The sequence below is a fragment of the Merdimmobilis hominis genome (assembly GCF_900104615.1).
GTDB classification, from domain to species: Bacteria; Bacillota; Clostridia; order Oscillospirales; family Ruminococcaceae; genus Merdimmobilis; species Merdimmobilis hominis.
On the sequence record NZ_LT629939.1, the window covers coordinates 1,201,922 to 1,220,670 of the forward strand.

An 18,749-nucleotide genomic window follows, 5' to 3' on the forward strand; every position below is an offset into this window, starting at 1 on the left:
TGAAGAGGACAACGCCCCCGGTTTCCCGCAATGACCCGATGATCCCCGGCGCGCCTGCCGGAACGACAGCTATGTGGAAGAGGGTTGGAACAGCCATGAAAGAAGATATCAGTTTGTATCAGTGGATTTATGAGTATCTCCTTATGATGATCCAGTGTGGGGTGGTGTCCCATGGGGAATCCCTTCCCCCCATTTGGGATCTGGCCGACAAGTTCCATGTCTCCATCCGCCCGGTGCAGCAGGCCCTCGCCATGCTGGAAAGCCAGGGCTGGATCGCCATGGACGGCAAACGGTTCCGGGTGGTTGCCCGTCTCACCCCGGAAGAGATTGAGCAAAACTACGCCGTCCACTTCTGGTCCCGCAGGGACGCCATCCGGGACATCTACGCCTTCGAGTCCATGGTGTCCGCAGACATCCTGCTGGCCGCCCTTCAGCTCCTCCCGGAAAAGGATGCAAAGCGGCTTTCCCGGTGGGAGGATGACCCCTCCAACCAGGATTTTATAGGCAGCATCTACCTGCTGGAGGAGATGCTCCACCCCTTGGGCAACCCCATGCTCACCGGCCTGCTCTGTGACCTGGCACTGTTCCAGGCCTATCCTTTTTCCGCCCGGGGAGGAGAAAAGGACGGCGGGTTCCTGTGCAGCTGCGGCAGCCTTCTCTCCCTCCTCGGCCTCTGCCGGCAGGGGAACCATGCCGAGGCGCGCCGGCAGATCTGCCAACACCTGGACGACAACGCCCTTCGCCTGTACGCCTCCTTCCACGACAGCCCCCAGCCCCCGGATGTACAGCCGGTTTCCTTTGAGTGGCAGGTTTACCGGGGCCGCCCCCGTCAGGTGTACAGCGTGGTTTACAAACTGATCCATCAAATCGCCTTGGGGGAACTGCCCATGGGGCAGCGCCTCCCCCCCATCAACACCCTGGCGGATCAGTTTGGGGTGAGCCGCAGCACGATCCGCCGGGCCACCGGGGTGATGAACAGCATTGGGGTGACCCAGCCCTCAGGGGGCAAGGGAACCAAGCCGGTCCCCCTCGACCCGGAAACGGTGGCCAACGGCTTGGAAACCTACACCATGCGCACCATGATGGCTAAGTACCTGCAGGCCCTACAGATTTTCAGCCTCACCGCCCCCGGCATCATCCGGGACACTTTCCCCCAAATCGGGGAGCAACAGCTGGCCTCCACCGCCGCCAACCTGCGGGAAATTGCCGCCTCCGGCCGCTGGAATGCCATCACCGAGCTGTTCTGCCAACTGATGATCGACGCTTCCGGCAATGGGGTGGTTCGGGAGCTGTATGCCCGCCTGTTGGAACAGCTGGTGTGGGGCCATCCCCTTTCCTGCCTGGCTGGCAGCCCGGAGAAGAGCCGGATGTACTGCCACTGCGCCGACACTTTGGCCCTGTACCTGGAGAGGCGTGATCTGGACGCCTTCTGCTGGGAGGCCAAATGGCACTTTGATTCCCTTCTCCTGTTCAGCAGGACGCTGCTGCTCCAGCACGGGGCGGGGGGCGTGAAGCCCATTGTCTTGGTAGAAGGGCTTCCCAAACCGTGATATTATCCCCACTTCCACCTTTCCTCCAACCGCCCAAAAGGGCGGTTTTTTCGCTATTCGGGGAGCTTTTAGAAAATATATTTTTAAAATAACCCTATTAAATAGGAGCCTCTTTTGATATAATGGTTGTGGACTTACACAAACAGGTATTGGCGGGGCAAAACCCGCTCCATAAAGACAGCAAGCACAGGCAGGGAAAAGCCCTCGTTTTTCCCTGCTTATCTTATTGCCACAGGATGGCCTACAGAAGATGCCAGTATCACCACAGCGCCCCCATGCCGGCCAATGCTTTTGCCAAGGACGGGCCGTGCCTTCTATCCCGAGGCGCCCCATTGCCTGGGGAAGCCTATGGGCATAGGAACTCTGCCCTGGGAACTGCATACCTTGTACAAGGACCCAGCCCAATCCCCGAATCTCTGTCCTATGGAGGGTGACGAAATGACTGTTCAGCAATACTACGCCGCCATCGGCGCCGATTACAACGAAGTGATCCGCCGGCTGGGGAATGAAGACCGCATCCGCCGGTTCCTCTTAAAATTCCCCGCAGACCAAAGCTTTTCTATCCTTTGCCATTCGCTGGCGGAAAATCAGTACGAAGAAGCTTTCCGGGCCGCCCACTCCCTAAAGGGCATCAGCATGAACCTGGGGCTGACCCCACTGGCAGAGTCCAGCAGCGCAGTCACCGAAGCGCTCCGCGCCGGGCCTCCCTCCGAGGATATCGGCCCGCTGTTCGCCCAACTGGAAGGCGATTACAACACCATTCTCGCCGCAATTCAGGGATTGTCCCAAGCCTAGAGGGCGAACCATAGAGGAAGTGTAGTGGATGGAAAAAAGGAACCGTATCCTCATTGTTGATGACACCGAAATGAACCGATCTTTGTTGGCGGATATTCTGTCTGCCGAATACGACATCTTAGAGGCCCGCGATGGCATAGAGGCCATCGCCCTCTTGGGCAAATACCACACCAATATCTCGCTGGTGCTGCTGGATATCGTCATGCCGCGGATGGACGGCTTTGAAGTGCTCACCATTATGAACAAAAGCGGCTGGATCCACAGCATCCCGGTGATCACCATATCGGCGGAGACCTCCTCTAGCTACATTGACCATGCCTACGACCTGGGCGCAACCGATTACATCAACCGTCCTTTTGACGAAAAGACGGTTCAGCGAAGGGTCTGCAACACCATCATGCTGTACACCAAACAGAAAAACCTGGAGGGCATGGTGACCGAACAGATTTTAGAAAAAGAGCGGTACAACTTTTTGATGGTGGAGATCCTCTCCAACATCGTGGAGTTCCGCAATGGGGAGAGCGGCCTGCACGTCCTTCACATCCGGGTGATCACCGAGCTTCTGCTGAAAAAACTGGTGGCCCGCACCAGCCGGTACAACCTGACCTCCTCCAAAATTGCCCTGATTGTAAACGCCTCGGCCCTCCATGACATCGGCAAAATCTCCATCCCGGAGGATATCCTCAACAAACCGGGCAGGCTGACCGATGAGGAATTTGCCATTATGAAAACCCACTGTGCCATCGGGGCACAGATTTTGCAGAATGCCCCCAACCTCCAAGAGGAGGAGCTGATCCGGGTGGCCCATGACATCTGCCGTTGGCACCATGAACGGTATGACGGCCGTGGGTATCCCGACGGTCTCAAAGGGGAGGACATCCCCATCGCCGCCCAGGTGGTCTCTTTGGCAGACGTCTATGACGCCTTGACCAGCAAACGGGTATACAAACCCGCCTATTCCCACGAGGAATCCATGCGGATGATCCTGCGGGGGGAATGCGGGGCTTTTAACCCCATCCTGCTGGAATGTCTGGTGGATGCCGGGAGCCATATTGAGGAAGAGGTTCGGGTAAACTCCCCCAGCGGCATGTCCTCCATGGAGATTCAAAGCATCGCCACCGAGCTGATCGCAAGCAACGAACTGCGGGCCTCCAACCGCACCCTGGCCCTGTTGGATCAGGAGCGGATCAAATACCGGTTCTTCGCCTCCATGTCCCAGGAGGTCCAGTTCGAATATAACATTCACTCAGACCTGCTGGAGGTTTCGGAATGGGGGGCCAGATACCTGGCCCTTCCGGAGCTGATCGCCCACCCCAAGCAGAGCAAACAACTCCAGAAGGTCTTCCCCGCTGCGGATTTTCAAAGCTTTATCTGTCTTCTGCGCGGCACCACTCCCACCGACCCCATTGTCAGCGGGAGTTACTGCTTGTCGGTCCAAGGGGAACCCCGATGGTTCAAAGTGGTAGCCCGCACCCTGTGGGACAGCGAAGACCGGGCCAACTACTCCACTGTCATCGGCAAGTTCATCGACATCCACGAAGAGCAGCTGGAGCTGGCCAACCTGCGCCAGCTTGCAGCCCAGGATTCCCTGACTTCCCTGTACAACCACCGGGCGGCCCGGGAAGCCATTGAAGCTAAAATTGCCGCCAATGAGGGCAAAAACTTTGCCATGATCCTCTTTGATGTGGATTATTTCAAGTCAGCCAACGACCAGTTTGGCCACATCTTCGGGGATGAGGTGCTCAAATATGTGGCCCAGCGGATGCGCCAGAACATTCGGCAGGGCGACATCGCCGCCCGGGTGGGTGGGGATGAATTCCTGATTTTTGCCGAGTGCCAGAGCGACGCCATGCCTCAAATCCAGCGGGTGTTCCACACCCTGACCGGCCAATACAAGGATTTTCAAATCTCCATCAGCATGGGGATCTCCCTCTGCCCGGAAAACGGGGAGGCGTACGAGCGGCTGTTCCACTGCGCAGACCAAGCCCTCTATTCCGCTAAAAAGAGTGGGCGGAACCAGTACCGGCTGTATGACAAATCCATCCAAGGATTTTTGTCGGTTCTCTCCCCAATGGACAATTAAAAACGCAAACAGCCCCCGCAGGAACACCGTTGTCCTGCGGGGGCTGTTTTGTCTGCCACTATAGGATATAAAAGAACACCACCAGGAAGTGGAGGAAACTGCCCAGCATAACAAAGAGATGGAACAGCTCATGGAACCCAAAATCTGCACTGATGTTGGGCTTTTTGACGGCGTACATCACCCCGCCGATGGTGTAGGAGATTCCCCCGGCAGCTAAAAGGGCAATCCCCCCGGCAGGCAGGGCCCCTAGGGACGGCAGGTCAAAGGCGATCGCCCACCCCATAAGGATGTACAGGGCGGTGGAAAACCACCGGGGCGCGGAGAACCAAAAGAGCTTCACTGCGATGCCCACCACGGCGCACAGCCAAATCACCGCTGTAAACAAGTAGGATTTGGGCGGCTGCAACAGATTGAGCAGCATGGGGGTGTAAGAACCGGCAATGAGCACATAGATCATTGAATGGTCCAGCTTGCGCAGCCGCAGAATCACCCGGTCAGTCCCATGGACAAAATGGTAGGTGGCGCTGGTGGCGTATAAAGCCACCAGGGACAGGCCGAAAACCGCTGCGGAAAGCCCGGTCATCCAGCCCACCTGGCGGGATATGCTGGCGGCAACCAATACGCCAGTCCCCAGAACAGAGAGCAGTGCACCAATAAAATGGGTATAACTGCTAATAGGGTCCCTAGCATGTTGTAAATAGTGAGACATCTTCGGCACCTCCACTCACATAATTTTAAAAACCAGATTATAGGATATATCATAGCACAATCTTGAAAAAAAGCAATGGGAAACGCCCCGTTGTCGAAAAGTTCAGGCTACAGAAGTAGTGTGGGAATCCCATTTGTCCCTTATGCAAGCTGGTGGGGGAAAATCCTCTGCAAACTGTCCCCTCCCTGAAGGGTCTTCATCCCCCTGGGGGCTCTCCTCTGGAACTTTGCATAACTCAAAAGAACCGCCGCCCTCTGAGGGCTTCCTCCAAACCCGAAAGCCCCGTTTCGTCTAAATTGGGCCCCCCAATGGGCTTTTTATAGAGTTATCCGGTGGCGGGCCTCGCTGACCACGGTAAATACCTTATGGAAATACGGGCCCCATTATCCCACCGAAAAACCATGGAATGTAAACTTTTTCACTCCCCGTATTGCCTCAGCCGGCCACTTGCCATGCGGGCCAGCAGCAAAACATCGCAGAAAAGCGCCCTCCCCGCTATGGGGAGGGCGCTTTTTGATTAATCTTATGGCCGAGGCGGATCCTCCCCGTCGGGGGCATCCTCCGAAGGCTGCTCTGCCTCCGGCTCCTCTGGAGCGGGGTCCTCCGCTGCTAGCTGGAGAGGTTCTGGAGCTTCCACCCCTTGGGCCGCCTGTTCTGCAGCGGCCTTGGCCCGGCGGCGAATCAGCTTCACCCAGAAGTAAAGAAGCAGCACACCGGTCGCACCGCAGATGGCCGAAATTCCCGCCAGCCAGTTGAGGTCGATGACCCCCACCCGGTCAAACACCATCCCGGAGGAAAGGCCGGCATCCACCCCCAACACGGCAATGATCTCCCCGGAGCGGCTGTACACCGGCACATAACTGCTCACCACCTTGACCCCATCCACCGTCTCGGCGATGCCCCCGGCAGTGATCCGAGGCTCCTTCTTGGAGAACACCTTGTCAATGGCGGATTTCGCCTTGCCGCTCAGCGGTTTATACTGGGTGGTAGGGCCGTTGTAGTCCACCCCTTCCCGGGCGTTGTCCCGATAGCCGGAGTCCAAAAGGGTATACAGTTTTCCGCCCACCCCTTTATACAAAAGGTAGACCCGGTTGTATCCATATGCATCTTTTACCGAAGTCAAAAGGCCACAGAGGGATTTATAGCTGTCATCCATGCCCGGTTCCCGGGCGAGGCGGCTGATCTCCTCATCGCTGTAATAGGTCATAGCCAGCGAGAAAGAGGTCATGGAAGAAAGGCTCCTCTCCCCCACCTGGTTGACTGCCTGGGCTTTGCGGGCCAAGGGATAGGTCAGCGACAGGATAAGGCAGAGGGCCGATAGGGCGGTAAACAGCACCAAAATGCGTTTTAACTGCTTGGAATACAGGATTTTATCGAGCATAAATCCACTTCCTTTTACAAATTCCCCCACACCGGGGCTTTGGTTTCCAAAAGACGGCCTCCACGGCCGGATCTTCTTCGGTTTTATTATACCAAAGCACCTGTGGAAAAACAATCAAAAGCCTTGTTTTCCTGGGAAATGAATGGAAAAAGGCGAAGCTTCCCTATTGCCGGCGGGTGTGCAGATTCCCCCAGGGGACATGGTCAGCTTCCGGATCCCAATCCTCTTCCCTCTGCCGGGATTCCTCCGCTTGGTATACAGCGCCGCCGGACATCTCCTCCTCTTCCTCATCCCAATAGGGGCGGATCCCTCCGCGGGCGAGGAACCCGTCCAGCTTCACCATCAGCCAATAGCCGGCCATAACACTGAAAAACAGACACCCCAACAACAGCAATGTCTTCATACAATCACATCCTTTGACTCTATTGTACTGGATTGCATGTAACGATGGTGTGAGCATTCCCCTCCAAGGCGTTAAAGTCGCATTAAGGCGCACGGCATCCTGTGGGCTTCTTAATTTAACATTTATGCGGACAGCTTTTGTTCTAACGGCACTCTTATTTCTTTTGCGGTATGATTTGACCGTTGATAAAGGAGGGATTTTGATGCAACTCATTCTCTGCGGCATTGGGATTTCAACAGTCGCCGTATTGGCCTACCTGGCCTGGACCTTGATGAAGGAGGATCAATAAACCATGAATGCACTCATCCAATATGCACTGTACCTAATCATCCTGGTGGCGCTGGCTATCCCGCTGGGCAGCTATATCGGCAAAGTCATGAACAACGAGCCGGTGTTCCTCTCCAAAATCCTGCGGCCCTGTGAAAAAGGCTTCTACCGTATTTTGGGCATCCACGAGGATGAAGAGATGGGCTGGAAAAAATACGCTGCTTGTTCCCTTGCGTTTTTCTTTATCAGTCTTTTTGTACTTACCCTCATCTTAAAATTCCAAGACCTGCTGCCTTGGAACCCCCAGGGCATGGAGGGGCTGAGCTGGCACCTGGCCTTTAACACCGCCTCCAGCTTCGCCACCAATACCAACTGGCAGTCCTATTCCGGGGAGGTCACCCTCTCCAACTTCTCCCAGGCCATGGGCTTGACCGTCCAGAACTTTGTCTCCGCAGGCGCAGGCATCGCCGTGCTGTTCGCCCTGATCCGCGGTTTCGTGCGCACCAAGGCCAGCGCCATCGGCAACTTTTGGGTGGACTTGACCCGGTCGGTACTGTATGTGATGCTCCCCCTGTCTTTGGTGATGTCCATTGCCCTTGTGGGCTTGGGCGTGCCCCAATCCCTGGGCGGCAACATCACCGTGGATTTGTTGGAGCCTCTCGCTGTAGATGCAGAAGGCAACGTGATCACCGGTGCGGAAATTGACCCAGAGGCCGGCACTGTCACCTTGGACGGCGCTTTGGTAGAGGATGCTCAAATTATCACCAAACAGATAGTTCCCCTCTACCCCCAGGCTAGCCAAGTATCCCCCAAACAGCTGGGCACCAACGGCGGCGGCATTCTGGGCAACAACTCCGCCCATCCCTTGGAAAACCCCAGCCCCGCCTCCAATCTGCTGGAGATGATTTCCCTTCTGCTAATTCCCGCGGCCCTCTGCTTCACCTTTGGGCGCAATATCAAGGATAAACGGCAGGGCATCGCCATCTTCCTTGCCATGTTTATCCTGCTGGTCATCGCACTGGGCGTTATCGGCGCAAGCGAACAGGCGGGCACTCCCCAACTGGCACAGAACGGCGCGGTTGACATCGCCGCCGGGGAAGGCAACATCGGCGGCAACATGGAGGGCAAGGAGACCCGCTTCGGCATCACCACCTCCTCCACCTGGGCGGCCTTTACCACCGCTGCATCCAATGGGTCGGTCAACTCGATGCACGACAGCTATACCCCCATCGGCGGCATGATGACCATGCTCCAGATGCAGCTGGGCGAAGTCATCTTCGGCGGCGTAGGCTGCGGCCTGTACGGCATGATCGGCTTTGCGCTGCTCACCGTCTTCATCGCCGGACTGATGGTGGGGCGCACCCCCGAATACCTGGGCAAAAAAATCGGCCCCAAAGAGATGCGGATGGCCGTCCTTGTCTGCCTTGCCACCCCCATCGCCATCCTGGTGGGCAGCGGCATCGCGACCCTGCTCCCCTCCACCATAGAGAGCCTGAACAACGCCGGAGCCCATGGCTTTTCCGAAGTCCTGTACGCCTATTCTTCCGCTGGCGGCAACAACGGCTCCGCCTTCGCCGGCATGAACTGCAACACCCCCTTTCTCAACTGTAGCTTAGGGCTGGTGATGATCTTCGCCCGGCTTGTGCCCATGGTGGCAACCCTTGCAATCGCGGGCAGTATGGCCCAAAAGAAGAAGGTTGCCGCCAGCGCCGGCACCCTGTCCACCTGCAACCCCATGTTTGTATTTCTTCTCATCCTGATCGTGCTGATTGTCGGCGCATTGAGCTTCTTCCCAGCTTTGTCCCTGGGGCCCATCGCCGAGTTCACCCAAATGATCGGGATCGGTTAAGGGAGGTATAATTCCACTATGAAAGAGACAAAATCCGGCCGCCGTTCCATGCTGATGCGGGCTTTGAAGGATTCCTTCACCAAGCTTGACCCGCGGGAACAGGTCAAAAACCCTGTCATGTTCCTTGTATACCTCTCCGCGCTGCTGACCACCGTATTGTTTGCCCTCTCCTTGGGCGGTATCTCCGACGGCATTGTCACCAGCGGGTTTATTCTGGCCATTGCGGTCATCCTGTGGCTGACCTGCCTCTTCTCCAACTTTGCAGAGGCCATTGCAGAGGGCCGGGGCAAAGCCCAGGCGGATTCCCTGCGGGCCTCAAAAAAGGATGTATCCGCCCACAAATTGGAGGATGTCCACAACCACAGCACCTTCTTTGACGTCCCTGGCGCCACCCTCAAACGAGGGGATTTGTTCTTGGTAAACGCCGGGGAGCAGATCGCCGCAGACGGCGAGGTGGTGGACGGGGCCGCCAGTGTGGATGAAAGCGCCATCACCGGCGAATCGGCCCCGGTCATCCGGGAGGCGGGCGGCGACCGTTCCGCTGTCACCGGCGGCACCACCGTACTCTCCGACTGGCTGGTAGTCCGGGTGACCCAGGAGGCCGGACAGAGCTTCCTGGATAAAATGATCGCCATGGTGGAGGGGGCAAACCGGAAAAAGACCCCCAACGAGATCGCCCTGGAAATCCTGCTGGTGGCCCTTTCCATCATCTTTGTTTTGGTCACCGCATCCCTGTACTCCTATTCCCATTTCTCCGCCGCCTTGGCGGATATCGCCAATCCCACCTCGGTGGTGTGGTTGGTGGCGCTGCTGATCTGCCTGGCCCCCACCACCATCGGCGCCCTGCTGTCAGCTATCGGCATCGCCGGCATGAGCCGCCTGAACCAGGCTAACGTACTGGCCATGAGCGGCCGGGCCATTGAAGCCGCCGGCGATGTGGATGTCCTTCTGCTGGACAAAACCGGCACCATCACCCTGGGCAACCGGCAGGCAACCGCCTTTTTACCGGTGGACGGCTGCCCGGAACAGGAACTTGCCGACGCTGCCCAGCTCTCTTCCCTGGCGGACGAGACCCCCGAGGGCCGGTCGGTGGTGGTCCTGGCCAAAGAAAAATTTGGCCTGCGGGGCCGGGAACTCTCCGACCAGCACTTGACCTTTGTCCCCTTCACCGCCCAAACCCGGATGAGCGGCGTGGACTACGACGGCGGCGAGATCCGCAAAGGCGCGGCTGACGCGGTTCGGGCCTATGTGGAAGGAGCTGGAGGGGTCTACAGCGAGGAATGCCGCAATCTGGTAGACCAGGTGGCCCGCCAAGGCGGAACCCCCCTGGTAGTGGCCAAAAATCACAAGATCCTAGGGGTCATCCACTTAAAGGACATCGTCAAGGACGGTGTGAAAGAAAAATTCGCCGACCTGCGGCGGATGGGCATCCGCACCATTATGATCACCGGCGACAACCCGGTGACCGCCGCCGCCATCGCCGCGGAGGCGGGGGTGGACGACTTTCTGGCAGAGGCCACCCCTGAGGCCAAGCTGGACATGATCCGCCAGTACCAGGCCCAAGGCCATTTGGTAGCCATGACTGGTGACGGCACCAACGACGCCCCCGCTTTGGCCCAGGCCGATGTGGCCGTGGCTATGAACTCCGGCACCCAGGCGGCTAAAGAGGCGGGCAACATGGTTGATTTGGACTCCTCCCCCACCAAGCTAATCGACATCGTGCGGATCGGCAAACAGCTGCTGATGACCCGCGGGAGCCTGACCACCTTCTCCATCGCCAACGACATCGCCAAGTACTTCGCCATTATTCCGGCTATTTTCATGAGCCTGTATCCCGGCCTTGCCGCCTTGAACATCATGGGGCTGCAAAGCCCGTCCAGCGCCATCCTCTCCGCGCTGATTTACAACGCGCTGATCATTGTTGCGCTGATTCCCCTGGCCCTGAAAGGGGTGGCCTATCAGGAGGTCCCTGCCGGGAAACTCCTGCGCCACAACCTGCTGGTCTACGGTGTGGGGGGCATCCTAGTCCCCTTTGCCGCCATTAAACTCATCGACTGTATCGTCGCCCCCTTACTGGGGGTGCTGTAAAGAAAGGGGTTGTTCCTATGTACTCCAACGGTTGCGCTTTGCCCCTGGAATGTCCCAGACGGGGATGGTTCCGCACCTGCAGAGAGCGGGGGATCTTCTTGGTGAATCGGGGGCTGGACGTTTGCCCTTATATCACCTTGCCCGCCCTGCTCCTCTTGCTGGGCTCCGGCACCGTAGCCGCCCTCACCGCAGCTGCCATGGTGCTAGTATATCCTCTCACCGTGATTGCCGCCCTGCTGTAACCGACGGGTACAAGCTCCCCTTCCACCCATTCACCCAACCAGTGTGCCGGCCCTCTTTCCCACGGCCGGCCCCAAAGGAGGTTCTTTCCCTATGAAACAAATCCTGATTCGCGCCACCGGTATGCTGGCCGCCATGAGTGTTGTCTGCGGCCTCGCCTACACGCTGCTTGTCACCGGCATTGGCCAGGTATTCTTTCCGTGGCAGGCAAATGGCAGCATCCTTGAAATCGACGGCAAAACCTACGGCTCCCAGCTGCTGGGCCAGCCGTTTGCCGATGAAGGCCACCTGTGGGGCCGGATTATGACAGTGGACACCAGCTCTTTTACCGATGAGGACGGCCAGCCGGTGATGTATGCCTGGGCTTCCAACAAGAGCCCCGCCGGGGAAGAGATGGAGGAACTGGTCGCTCAGCGGGTAGAAGCCCTGCGGGCATCCAACCCAGCCATGGCGGACCAGCCCATCCCGGTGGATCTGGTCACCTGCTCCGGCAGCGGCCTGGACCCGGAGATTTCCCCTGCCGCCGCCGCTTACCAAGTGCCCCGCATCGCGGCGGCGCGGGGGATTTCGGAAGAAGAGGTACAGAAGATCATTGACCAGTACACCACCGGCCGCTTCCTGGGGATTTTCGGGGAACCCCGGGTCAATGTCCTTCAGGTCAACCTGGCTCTAGACGGCATCCTGAAGGAGGGGTAACCATGTTGTACCCCTACCGCCTTGCTCTGGAAAAGACCTTCCCACTTTCGCCGTCCCTTGTGGAGGCCTCCCCCACCGACCGGTTGCTCCGGCTGGTCTGCAGTGTCAGTGATTTGTTCTCCACCCAGCCCTTCCCCTTGTACAAGGACGGGCGGCCCACCCTCCTGCTGCTCTACCGGGATGTGGCCTATTCTTGGAAGGACTTGGCGGATTCCTTCGGCGACACCATTGCCGCGGTTTCCGACCACTGGCCGCTGTCCCTCTACGGGACAACCGGCGACCGGGAGACTGGCCAACTGACCATCCGGCGGGAGGGGGGCCGGGGGATCATCCGCCTTCATTCGGTGTCTGGCCGGCCCTTTGATTCCATGGAGGGGCTCTGCCTACAGCTGGAAACAGAATCCGCTGATACCGCAAGTTCCCTTGCCCAGGTGTGCTCCCAACTTTCCCCCCAGGCGCCGCTGGCCGCCCTCTCCCGGAAGCTGGAACCTTTCCTCACAGGATGTTCCCTTCTTCCCACCACAGGGAGCGCCTTCTGCTATCTGGCCTGGTCGGAGGCGGAGAAGCCGGCTCTTCTGGGCCTGCTTTCCGCCGCCCAGAAGGAACAGCTTTGGCAAACGTTTTTAGCCGACGGGGTGCAGCCGTTGGAATTTGACTGGCTGTGGGACGCCTACTGCTCCGGTGAGGCCCCACACCTCCTGGAGTGGGAGATGGCCCTGCGGGTTGTGCTGGAGGAGCTGGGCTTTTCCATCCAGCGGCAAGAGGGTTTTTTCCAGGTGACAGATGCCCAAGGACAGATTCTCCGGTTCGACCTGGTCAAGGGCGGCCCGGCGGAAAAAATTTTCTTAAAACTTCTATTTCCCCTGGACTGGAAATAAGCTGATCTCACACTCACTTCCCATTTTATCCTGTCTTTTTCCCGGGCTTGCACCAAGCCCGGGCTCTTTTTTGCCCCTTCTTCTTTTTTGTATAAAAACAAGCGTGTACGCTGGCATACCAGCGTACACGCTTGTTTTATCATCCCGAACCCCTTTACTCCACCCGCTGTAGGGCCGCCGAACCAGGGTAAGGTTCCTCCAGCGGCAGCTCGATCCCCCATTCCAGCCAAGAGAGCGGCTCATTCCCCCCAACTGCAAAGTAAACATCCAGGTTGGCTGGGTCCCCCAGCTGGGGATTGATGGTGTTCCATTGGAGGGTCCGCTGGATGCTGTCCAGGATGTGGAAAGCCAAATCCTGGGGACCATCCACGGCGTATTCTTCCTTCTGCGGGTCTGGAAACCCAGTGAACAGGGCGCTCTCCTTGGAAAACAGCACGCTCATCCCGCCTTTGCCACTGGTCACCGGCTCCGCCAAGGCCAGATTCCACCCCGTCTCTTCGGCGATGGCGGCGATGAGTGCATCTGGGGTAGGTTCCCCCTCAAAGGTGTGGGGGACTTGCTGGAAATCTTCCCCCCTGCCGATGTACAGCGTCCGGATCACCCCTTCCCCGGAAGGCGCGGCCCCGGATACCTGGGAGGAGGGAGAATCCTCACCCCGGCGCGAACAGCCTCCCAGCACCAAAATCCCCGCCGCCAGCAAAGTGAGCCAAAACCGTTTCATATGGATACCCCTCCTTTTGGGGATAGGGTAGCAACAAAACGATCCCCTGTCAACGGGTAATCTGCCGGATATTCCCGGGGAAGGGAGGCAATTCCGACAGAAATTGGCGGGCAGCCCACCAAAATAGGCTTCACCCCTTGACTTGGAGCCTACTCCAAGATATAGAATAGAGACAATAGGAATAAGGAGGGCATTTTTATGAACTATCGGGAACTTGGCCGCACCGGCTTACAGGTGAGTGAAATCGGCATTGGCTGCGAAGGGTTTATCGAGGAGGGCGGGGCCCTCACCAAAGATTTGATCGACCTCTGTGAAGAGGCCGGCATTAACTACATAGACCTATACACCTCCAACCCAGAGGCCCGCAGCACCCTGGGCCAGGCCCTGGCCGGCCGACGGGAGAAATTTATCTTGCAAGGGCATCTGTGCACCATTTGGCAGAACGGCCAGTACAAGCGGACCCGCCGCATAGAAGAAGTAAAAGCCGGATTTTCCGACATGCTGGAACGGCTGGGCACCGACTATATTGATGTGGGGATGATCCACTATGTGGATACCCTGGAAGATTGGAACGAGGTGGCAAACGGCCCAGTCATGGCCTACGCGAAGGAGCTGAAAGCCGCTGGGGCCATCGGCTGCATCGGCATGAGCAGCCACAACCCCATTGCCGCCTTAGAGGCGGTGAACAGCGGCCTCATCGATGTGCTGATGTTCAGTGTCAACCCCTGCTATGACCTGCAGCCCGGCACAAGGGAACTCACCGAACTGTACAGCAACGACAACTACACCTCCCCTATGGTCAATTTTGACCCCTCCCGGGTGGCCCTCTATGAGACCTGCCAGCGGCTGGGGGTAGGCATTACCGTGATGAAAGCCTTTGGCGGCGGGGATCTGCTCAGCGAGACCCTATCCCCGGCGGGCAAGGCCCTGACCCCCATACAGTGCCTTCACTACGCTTTGACCCGTCCTGGCGTGGCCACCGTGCTGGCCGGCGCCCGCTCGGTAGAGGAGCTGCGGGGAAGCATCGCCTATGAGTCCGCTTCGGAGGAGGAAAAGGATTACGCCGCTACCTTCTCCACCTTCCCCAACATCAGCTGGGAAGGCCACTGCATGTACTGCGGCCACTGTGCGCCCTGCCCCCGCAGCATCGATGTGGCCATGGTGAATAAATTCCTCAACCTGGCTAAAGCCCAAGGGACTGTTCCCGAAACGGTGCGGGAGCATTATGAGGTTCTTGCCCACCACGCCGGGGAATGTATCGCCTGTGGCGCCTGTGAAAAGCGTTGTCCTTTCGGTGTGCCGGTGATTCAATCCATGCAGGAGGCCAAAGTGCTGTTCGGCAAATAACCACCTGACTGTGGCAAAATAAAAAGTTCCGTGGAATCGGAGTGCTCGTTTGGCAAAAAGCAACGGGCCCTAAAAGAGTTGGGCCGGTAACAAAACGGAGAAGGGAGAAGGATTTATGACCATAGCCGAAGTGAGTAGACAATATGACATCTCCGCCGACACCCTGCGGTACTATGAGCGGGTGGGGCTTATCCCCAGTGTGACCCGCAACAAGTCCGGCTTCCGGGATTATTCGGAGGAGGACTGCAACTGGGTGTCCTTCATCAAATGTATGCGCCGTGCCGGGGTCCAGGTGGAAGCGCTGATCGAATATGTCTCCCTATACCAACGGGGGAATGGTACCCAGGAGGCCCGCAAACAGCTTCTCATAGAACAGCGGGATCTTTTGAAGGCCAAAACCGAGGAGATGCTTGCCACCTTGCAGCTTTTGGAAAACAAGATCGAGCGCTACGATCAGTGGAACCCCCACTGGGAGAACACCATGGCCCAGTTTAAAGGGTAAAACTCATCGAAATAAAACCGCGGAGGGTATACCCTCCGCGGTTTTATTTCGATGAGCGGCAGGAGCCAGGGCGCTTTCGCAGCTGCCGCCGGTAGGGGATCCCCTGCTCCGGCTGGGTGACCGGCTCCAGCATCCCGGCGCGGATCATCCCCTCAATGCGGGTGGCGATCCATCCGTCCCCTATGCCCAGCTGGTACTTTCCCAGAACCCGCCCAATGACCTCCGCCTCCCGGAACACCTCCGGTTCCGCTTCGATCTCCCGGAAGATAAAGCTGTCGTACACATCCTCCGGCAAACTGACCAGCTGGCCGTTGAGCATCCCCCGCAAAGGCCCGTTCTCCTTTTGCAGCTCCCGCCACCGGGCGGCACAGCCCTGGATAAAGGCTGAAGGGGCCGTTTGGGCTAGAGATTGATACCCACTCCATTCCTCGGGCCTTACCTGGCCCCATCCGCTTTTCCGGACTACCACCCCATCCTCCCGCTGTACCCAGGGGGGAAGCCGGATCAAGGCCACCGGCCCGCAGCCCCTCCCCCATTGGGCCAGCTGGCTTAAAAACCAGTGCATCCCGCAGACTTCATCGGGCTGGCTGCTGTACCAAATGCGGACAGCTTCCCCCTGGGAAGCCCGCCTCTTTGCCGCTTCCAACCCTTCATTGGCCCGCCGCAGCTGCGCCTCCACCTCCTTGCGGCAATCTTTTGGAGCAGCGGCACTGTACAGTTCTTCCATCGCCTGCTGGCGGCGGGGACCGGGTATCTCTTCTGTAATATCCCCCACGCTCAGGGCAAGATCAAAGCAGAAAATGTCCTGCGGCGTCCCCCCGAGAGGAGCACCCTTTTCCCAAGTCTGGCGCTCCCGTTCCTCTGCCTGCTTTCTCGCCTTCTCCAACTCCTCAGGGGAAGGCGTTTCCCCATCTCGATACAGAACCCCAATCCCCACAGCGGTTCCAGGGCGCTTCCCTCTTCCATAGTTTTGGGCGGCCCGCAGGCTGCCCTGGGCACTGCTGCCAAAAACGATCTCTAACACGATGCTTCCCCCTTCGGTTTCCATTGATTTTCGTATCCCATAAAATCTGCACAAGACTTAAGAATGGCGGTGAGGTTTTGTCTGTAGTTATTGTACCACACCTTCCTGCCGGAAGGATAGGCGATGAAAGAGTGCCGCCCGCCGCATCTGCGGCGGGCGGCATTTTTTTATTTTACCAATTGGCTTGCCTGAGCAAAGGTCATCCCTTTTTCCCGGGCAATTTTAGCCACGTCCTCATACTCCGGTTTGGACTTTTCCACCCCGTCGCCGTGAGCATGCTTCACCCGCACCGGGCCATAGGCAGTCTCTTCCACCGTCTCCTCCCGCTCCAGGGTATAGCGGCGGCAGGTGTGCTCCCGGACGCCCAAAGTGGTGGTGTGGCGAAGCATCAGCTTGGCAAACTTCTCCCCGTCCTCCTGGCGGCACAGGCAGGTGAGCATCACCCCAGGCCGGGATTTCTTCATCCCAATGGGAGTGGTGAACACATCCAGCACCCCGGCCTCCAACAGGATTTCCTGGGCAAAGCCGATGGCTTCCGGGGTCATGTCGTCCAGGTTGCAGGAGAGCTCCGCAACCTCCCCCACCTGGCCGGAGGTGTGCCCCAGATGGGCGCGGACACAGTTGGCGGCTTCAAACTCCTTGGTCCCCATGCCATAACCGGTGGCTTCGATCTCCATCACCGGCATGGCGCCGAAGGAATCGGCAAAGTATTTGAGCAGCGCCGCGCCGGTGGGGGTGCACAGCTCGCCTTGGATGCTGCCGCCGTAGATGGGCACCTCCCGCAGGATATAGGCAGTGGCAGGGGCGGGCACTGGCAGGACGCCGTGGGCGCACTGAACCTGGCCGCAGCCCACATGGATGGGGGATGCCACCACACGGTCGGGGGCGATCTTCTCCATCAGAAGGCAGACGCCCACCACATCCGCCACGGCATCCAAGGTGCCCACCTCGTGGAAGTGAATTTCCTCCACAGGCATGCCGTGGGCGTGACCTTCCGCTTCGGCGATCAGGGTATACACCCCCACCGCATCCGCCTTTACCTTGTCGCTTACCGGCAGATGACTGATCCAGTGGCGGATATCCCCCAAAGCAGAATGGGAATGGCTATGGGAGTGATCATGGTCATGAGAATGGCCGTGATCGTGGGGGTGCTCGTGGTCGTGGTCGTGGGGATGCTCATGGTCGTGGGGGTGCTCATGGACATGGGGATGCTCATGAGCAAGGGGAACGTCTACGCTCTCCTCCTCCGTCCCGTGAACAGTGACCGAAACATGGGAACCGGTGACCCCGCAGCGGACCGCGGGCTCCAGCGCCACATGCACCCCGGGAAGGCCCAGGGCATTCATCTCCTCCACAAAGGCCTCCCGGTCGGGGATCAGCTCCAGCAGCGCCGCCATCAGCATATCGCCAGCCGCGCCCATGTTGCATTCCAGATACAAAGTTTTCATCGTTTTCCCTCCATATGATTGATCATACTGGCCAGATACCCAGCCCCAAATCCGTTGTCAATGTTGACCACGCTCACCCCGCTGGCGCAGGAGTTGAGCATGGAAAGCAGGGCCGACAGCCCCTGGAAGGAAGCCCCGTACCCCACACTGGTGGGCACGCCGATCACCGGGCAATCCACCAGGCCGCCGATGACGCTGCAAAGGGCGCCTTCCATCCCCGCGATGGCGATGACAACCTGGGCGCTCATCAGGTCCTCCAGGTGGGAGAGAAGCCGGTGCAGCCCCGCTACCCCCACATCGTAAAGGCGGACCACCTGGTTGCCCAAAGCCTCGGCGGTGAGGGCAGCCTCCTCCGCCACCGGCATGTCGCTGGTACCCCCGGTGGCCACCACGATTTTGCCCACGCCGTCTGCCGGCGGCAATTCCCCGACGATGCCCACCCGGCTGAGAGGGTCGTACCGCAGGCGAAGGGATTTGCCCACATAGTCTGCGGCCTCCTGGGCCATCCGGGTGATCAAGATGGTGGATTGGCCGCTATCCTGCATGGCCTTGGCGATCTGTTGGATCTGTTCCGGGGTCTTGCCCGCGCCGTAGATCACCTCTGCCGCCCCTTGGCGAAGGGCCCGGTGGTGGTCCAGCTTAGCGAAGTTTCCCACCTCTTCGAAGGGCTCCATCTTCAGATGAAGCATGGCCTCCTCGGCGGAGAGGGTCCCCGCCTCCACCTGCCGCAAAAGCCCCAAAATCTGCTGGTTCATCGTCTTTTTCTCT

General features: G+C 58.5%; 17 protein-coding genes. 10 read left to right on the plus strand and 7 right to left on the minus strand.

Annotated elements, in window-relative coordinates; translation table 11 throughout:
• Positions 1 to 95 precede the first annotated feature (95 nt).
• From BQ5353_RS05870 to BQ5353_RS05880, 3 genes are all read left to right on the plus strand, one after another.
• Positions 96 to 1,550 carry a GntR family transcriptional regulator gene (locus BQ5353_RS05870; protein WP_071427475.1) on the plus strand — a complete coding sequence of 485 codons (1,455 nt, stop codon included), beginning with the start codon at positions 96 to 98 and terminating at the stop codon, positions 1,548 to 1,550.
• Between the two features lie 438 nt (positions 1,551 to 1,988).
• Positions 1,989 to 2,345 (plus strand): Hpt domain-containing protein, encoded by a 357-nt coding sequence (locus BQ5353_RS05875; RefSeq protein ID WP_054332254.1) that lies wholly within the window; start codon positions 1,989 to 1,991, stop codon positions 2,343 to 2,345.
• A gap of 28 nt (positions 2,346 to 2,373) precedes the next feature.
• On the plus strand, positions 2,374 to 4,428 hold the full coding sequence (locus BQ5353_RS05880) for a bifunctional diguanylate cyclase/phosphohydrolase (RefSeq protein WP_054332255.1): 2,055 nt from the start codon (positions 2,374 to 2,376) through the stop codon (positions 4,426 to 4,428).
• Positions 4,429 to 4,486: 58 nt separating this feature from the next.
• Here BQ5353_RS05880 and trhA read toward each other — a convergent pair whose 3' ends face one another.
• The 3 genes from trhA to BQ5353_RS05895 form a co-directional block, all read right to left on the minus strand.
• Positions 4,487 to 5,137 (minus strand): PAQR family membrane homeostasis protein TrhA, encoded by a 651-nt coding sequence (trhA, locus tag BQ5353_RS05885; protein ID WP_054332256.1) that lies wholly within the window; start codon positions 5,135 to 5,137, stop codon positions 4,487 to 4,489.
• A 523-nt stretch (positions 5,138 to 5,660) separates the two neighbouring features.
• On the minus strand, positions 5,661 to 6,518 hold the full coding sequence (locus BQ5353_RS05890) for a cache domain-containing protein (protein ID WP_071427476.1): 858 nt from the start codon (positions 6,516 to 6,518) through the stop codon (positions 5,661 to 5,663).
• Between the two features lie 163 nt (positions 6,519 to 6,681).
• Positions 6,682 to 6,921: a hypothetical protein gene (locus BQ5353_RS05895; protein WP_054332259.1), complete on the minus strand. Its 240-nt coding sequence runs from the start codon at positions 6,919 to 6,921 to the stop codon at positions 6,682 to 6,684.
• Positions 6,922 to 7,213: 292 nt separating this feature from the next.
• Here BQ5353_RS05895 and kdpA point away from each other — a divergent pair, with 292 nt between their 5' ends.
• The 5 genes from kdpA (at position 7,214) to BQ5353_RS05920 (ending at position 12,939) form a co-directional block, all read left to right on the plus strand.
• The gene (gene kdpA / locus BQ5353_RS05900; protein WP_071427477.1) at positions 7,214 to 9,037 is read left to right on the plus strand and encodes a potassium-transporting ATPase subunit KdpA; all 1,824 of its coding nucleotides are present in this window, start codon (positions 7,214 to 7,216) and stop codon (positions 9,035 to 9,037) included.
• An 18-nt stretch (positions 9,038 to 9,055) separates the two neighbouring features.
• Positions 9,056 to 11,125 (plus strand): potassium-transporting ATPase subunit KdpB, encoded by a 2,070-nt coding sequence (gene kdpB, locus BQ5353_RS05905; protein WP_054332260.1) that lies wholly within the window; start codon positions 9,056 to 9,058, stop codon positions 11,123 to 11,125.
• Between the two features lie 101 nt (positions 11,126 to 11,226).
• A complete protein-coding gene (locus tag BQ5353_RS12885; RefSeq protein WP_154667584.1) occupies positions 11,227 to 11,367 on the plus strand; it encodes a hypothetical protein in 141 nt (46 codons plus the stop codon).
• 91 nt (positions 11,368 to 11,458) lie between these two features.
• On the plus strand, positions 11,459 to 12,061 hold the full coding sequence (gene kdpC / locus BQ5353_RS05915) for a potassium-transporting ATPase subunit KdpC (protein ID WP_054332262.1): 603 nt from the start codon (positions 11,459 to 11,461) through the stop codon (positions 12,059 to 12,061).
• Between the two features lie 2 nt (positions 12,062 to 12,063).
• Complete coding sequence (locus BQ5353_RS05920; RefSeq protein ID WP_071427478.1) at positions 12,064 to 12,939, plus strand: hypothetical protein; 876 nt, start codon at positions 12,064 to 12,066, stop codon at positions 12,937 to 12,939.
• Positions 12,940 to 13,093: 154 nt separating this feature from the next.
• On the opposite strand, the gene BQ5353_RS05925 is transcribed toward BQ5353_RS05920, so the two are convergent.
• Positions 13,094 to 13,660, minus strand: a complete 567-nt coding sequence (locus BQ5353_RS05925) for a hypothetical protein (RefSeq protein ID WP_054332265.1) — start codon at positions 13,658 to 13,660, stop codon at positions 13,094 to 13,096.
• A 198-nt stretch (positions 13,661 to 13,858) separates the two neighbouring features.
• Here BQ5353_RS05925 and BQ5353_RS05930 point away from each other — a divergent pair, with 198 nt between their 5' ends.
• Positions 13,859 to 15,007: an aldo/keto reductase gene (locus BQ5353_RS05930; RefSeq protein WP_054332266.1), complete on the plus strand. Its 1,149-nt coding sequence runs from the start codon at positions 13,859 to 13,861 to the stop codon at positions 15,005 to 15,007.
• 115 nt (positions 15,008 to 15,122) lie between these two features.
• A complete protein-coding gene (locus BQ5353_RS05935) occupies positions 15,123 to 15,509 on the plus strand; it encodes a MerR family transcriptional regulator (RefSeq protein ID WP_054332267.1) in 387 nt (128 codons plus the stop codon).
• A gap of 43 nt (positions 15,510 to 15,552) precedes the next feature.
• Here BQ5353_RS05935 and BQ5353_RS05940 read toward each other — a convergent pair whose 3' ends face one another.
• The 3 genes from BQ5353_RS05940 to larB form a co-directional block, all read right to left on the minus strand.
• Positions 15,553 to 16,533, minus strand: a complete 981-nt coding sequence (locus tag BQ5353_RS05940) for a DUF3658 domain-containing protein (protein WP_054332283.1) — start codon at positions 16,531 to 16,533, stop codon at positions 15,553 to 15,555.
• Between the two features lie 167 nt (positions 16,534 to 16,700).
• A complete protein-coding gene (gene larC, locus BQ5353_RS05945; RefSeq protein WP_054332268.1) occupies positions 16,701 to 17,981 on the minus strand; it encodes a nickel pincer cofactor biosynthesis protein LarC in 1,281 nt (426 codons plus the stop codon).
• A complete protein-coding gene (larB, locus tag BQ5353_RS05950; RefSeq protein WP_054332269.1) occupies positions 17,978 to 18,736 on the minus strand; it encodes a nickel pincer cofactor biosynthesis protein LarB in 759 nt (252 codons plus the stop codon). The genes larC and larB overlap by 4 nt, the downstream gene beginning before the upstream one ends.
• Positions 18,737 to 18,749 lie beyond the last annotated feature (13 nt).

Coding starts and splice junctions, on each gene's coding strand:
- BQ5353_RS05870 (WP_071427475.1), top strand. CDS start 96: ATGAAAGAAGATATCAGTTTGTATCAGTGGATTTATGAGTATCTCCTT.
- BQ5353_RS05875 (WP_054332254.1), top strand. CDS start 1,989: ATGACTGTTCAGCAATACTACGCCGCCATCGGCGCCGATTACAACGAA.
- BQ5353_RS05880 (WP_054332255.1), top strand. CDS start 2,374: ATGGAAAAAAGGAACCGTATCCTCATTGTTGATGACACCGAAATGAAC.
- trhA (WP_054332256.1), bottom strand. CDS start 5,137: ATGTCTCACTATTTACAACATGCTAGGGACCCTATTAGCAGTTATACC.
- BQ5353_RS05890 (WP_071427476.1), bottom strand. CDS start 6,518: ATGCTCGATAAAATCCTGTATTCCAAGCAGTTAAAACGCATTTTGGTG.
- BQ5353_RS05895 (WP_054332259.1), bottom strand. CDS start 6,921: ATGAAGACATTGCTGTTGTTGGGGTGTCTGTTTTTCAGTGTTATGGCC.
- kdpA (WP_071427477.1), top strand. CDS start 7,214: ATGAATGCACTCATCCAATATGCACTGTACCTAATCATCCTGGTGGCG.
- kdpB (WP_054332260.1), top strand. CDS start 9,056: ATGAAAGAGACAAAATCCGGCCGCCGTTCCATGCTGATGCGGGCTTTG.
- kdpC (WP_054332262.1), top strand. CDS start 11,459: ATGAAACAAATCCTGATTCGCGCCACCGGTATGCTGGCCGCCATGAGT.
- BQ5353_RS05920 (WP_071427478.1), top strand. CDS start 12,064: ATGTTGTACCCCTACCGCCTTGCTCTGGAAAAGACCTTCCCACTTTCG.
- BQ5353_RS05925 (WP_054332265.1), bottom strand. CDS start 13,660: ATGAAACGGTTTTGGCTCACTTTGCTGGCGGCGGGGATTTTGGTGCTG.
- BQ5353_RS05930 (WP_054332266.1), top strand. CDS start 13,859: ATGAACTATCGGGAACTTGGCCGCACCGGCTTACAGGTGAGTGAAATC.
- BQ5353_RS05935 (WP_054332267.1), top strand. CDS start 15,123: ATGACCATAGCCGAAGTGAGTAGACAATATGACATCTCCGCCGACACC.
- larC (WP_054332268.1), bottom strand. CDS start 17,981: ATGAAAACTTTGTATCTGGAATGCAACATGGGCGCGGCTGGCGATATG.
- larB (WP_054332269.1), bottom strand. CDS start 18,736: ATGAACCAGCAGATTTTGGGGCTTTTGCGGCAGGTGGAGGCGGGGACC.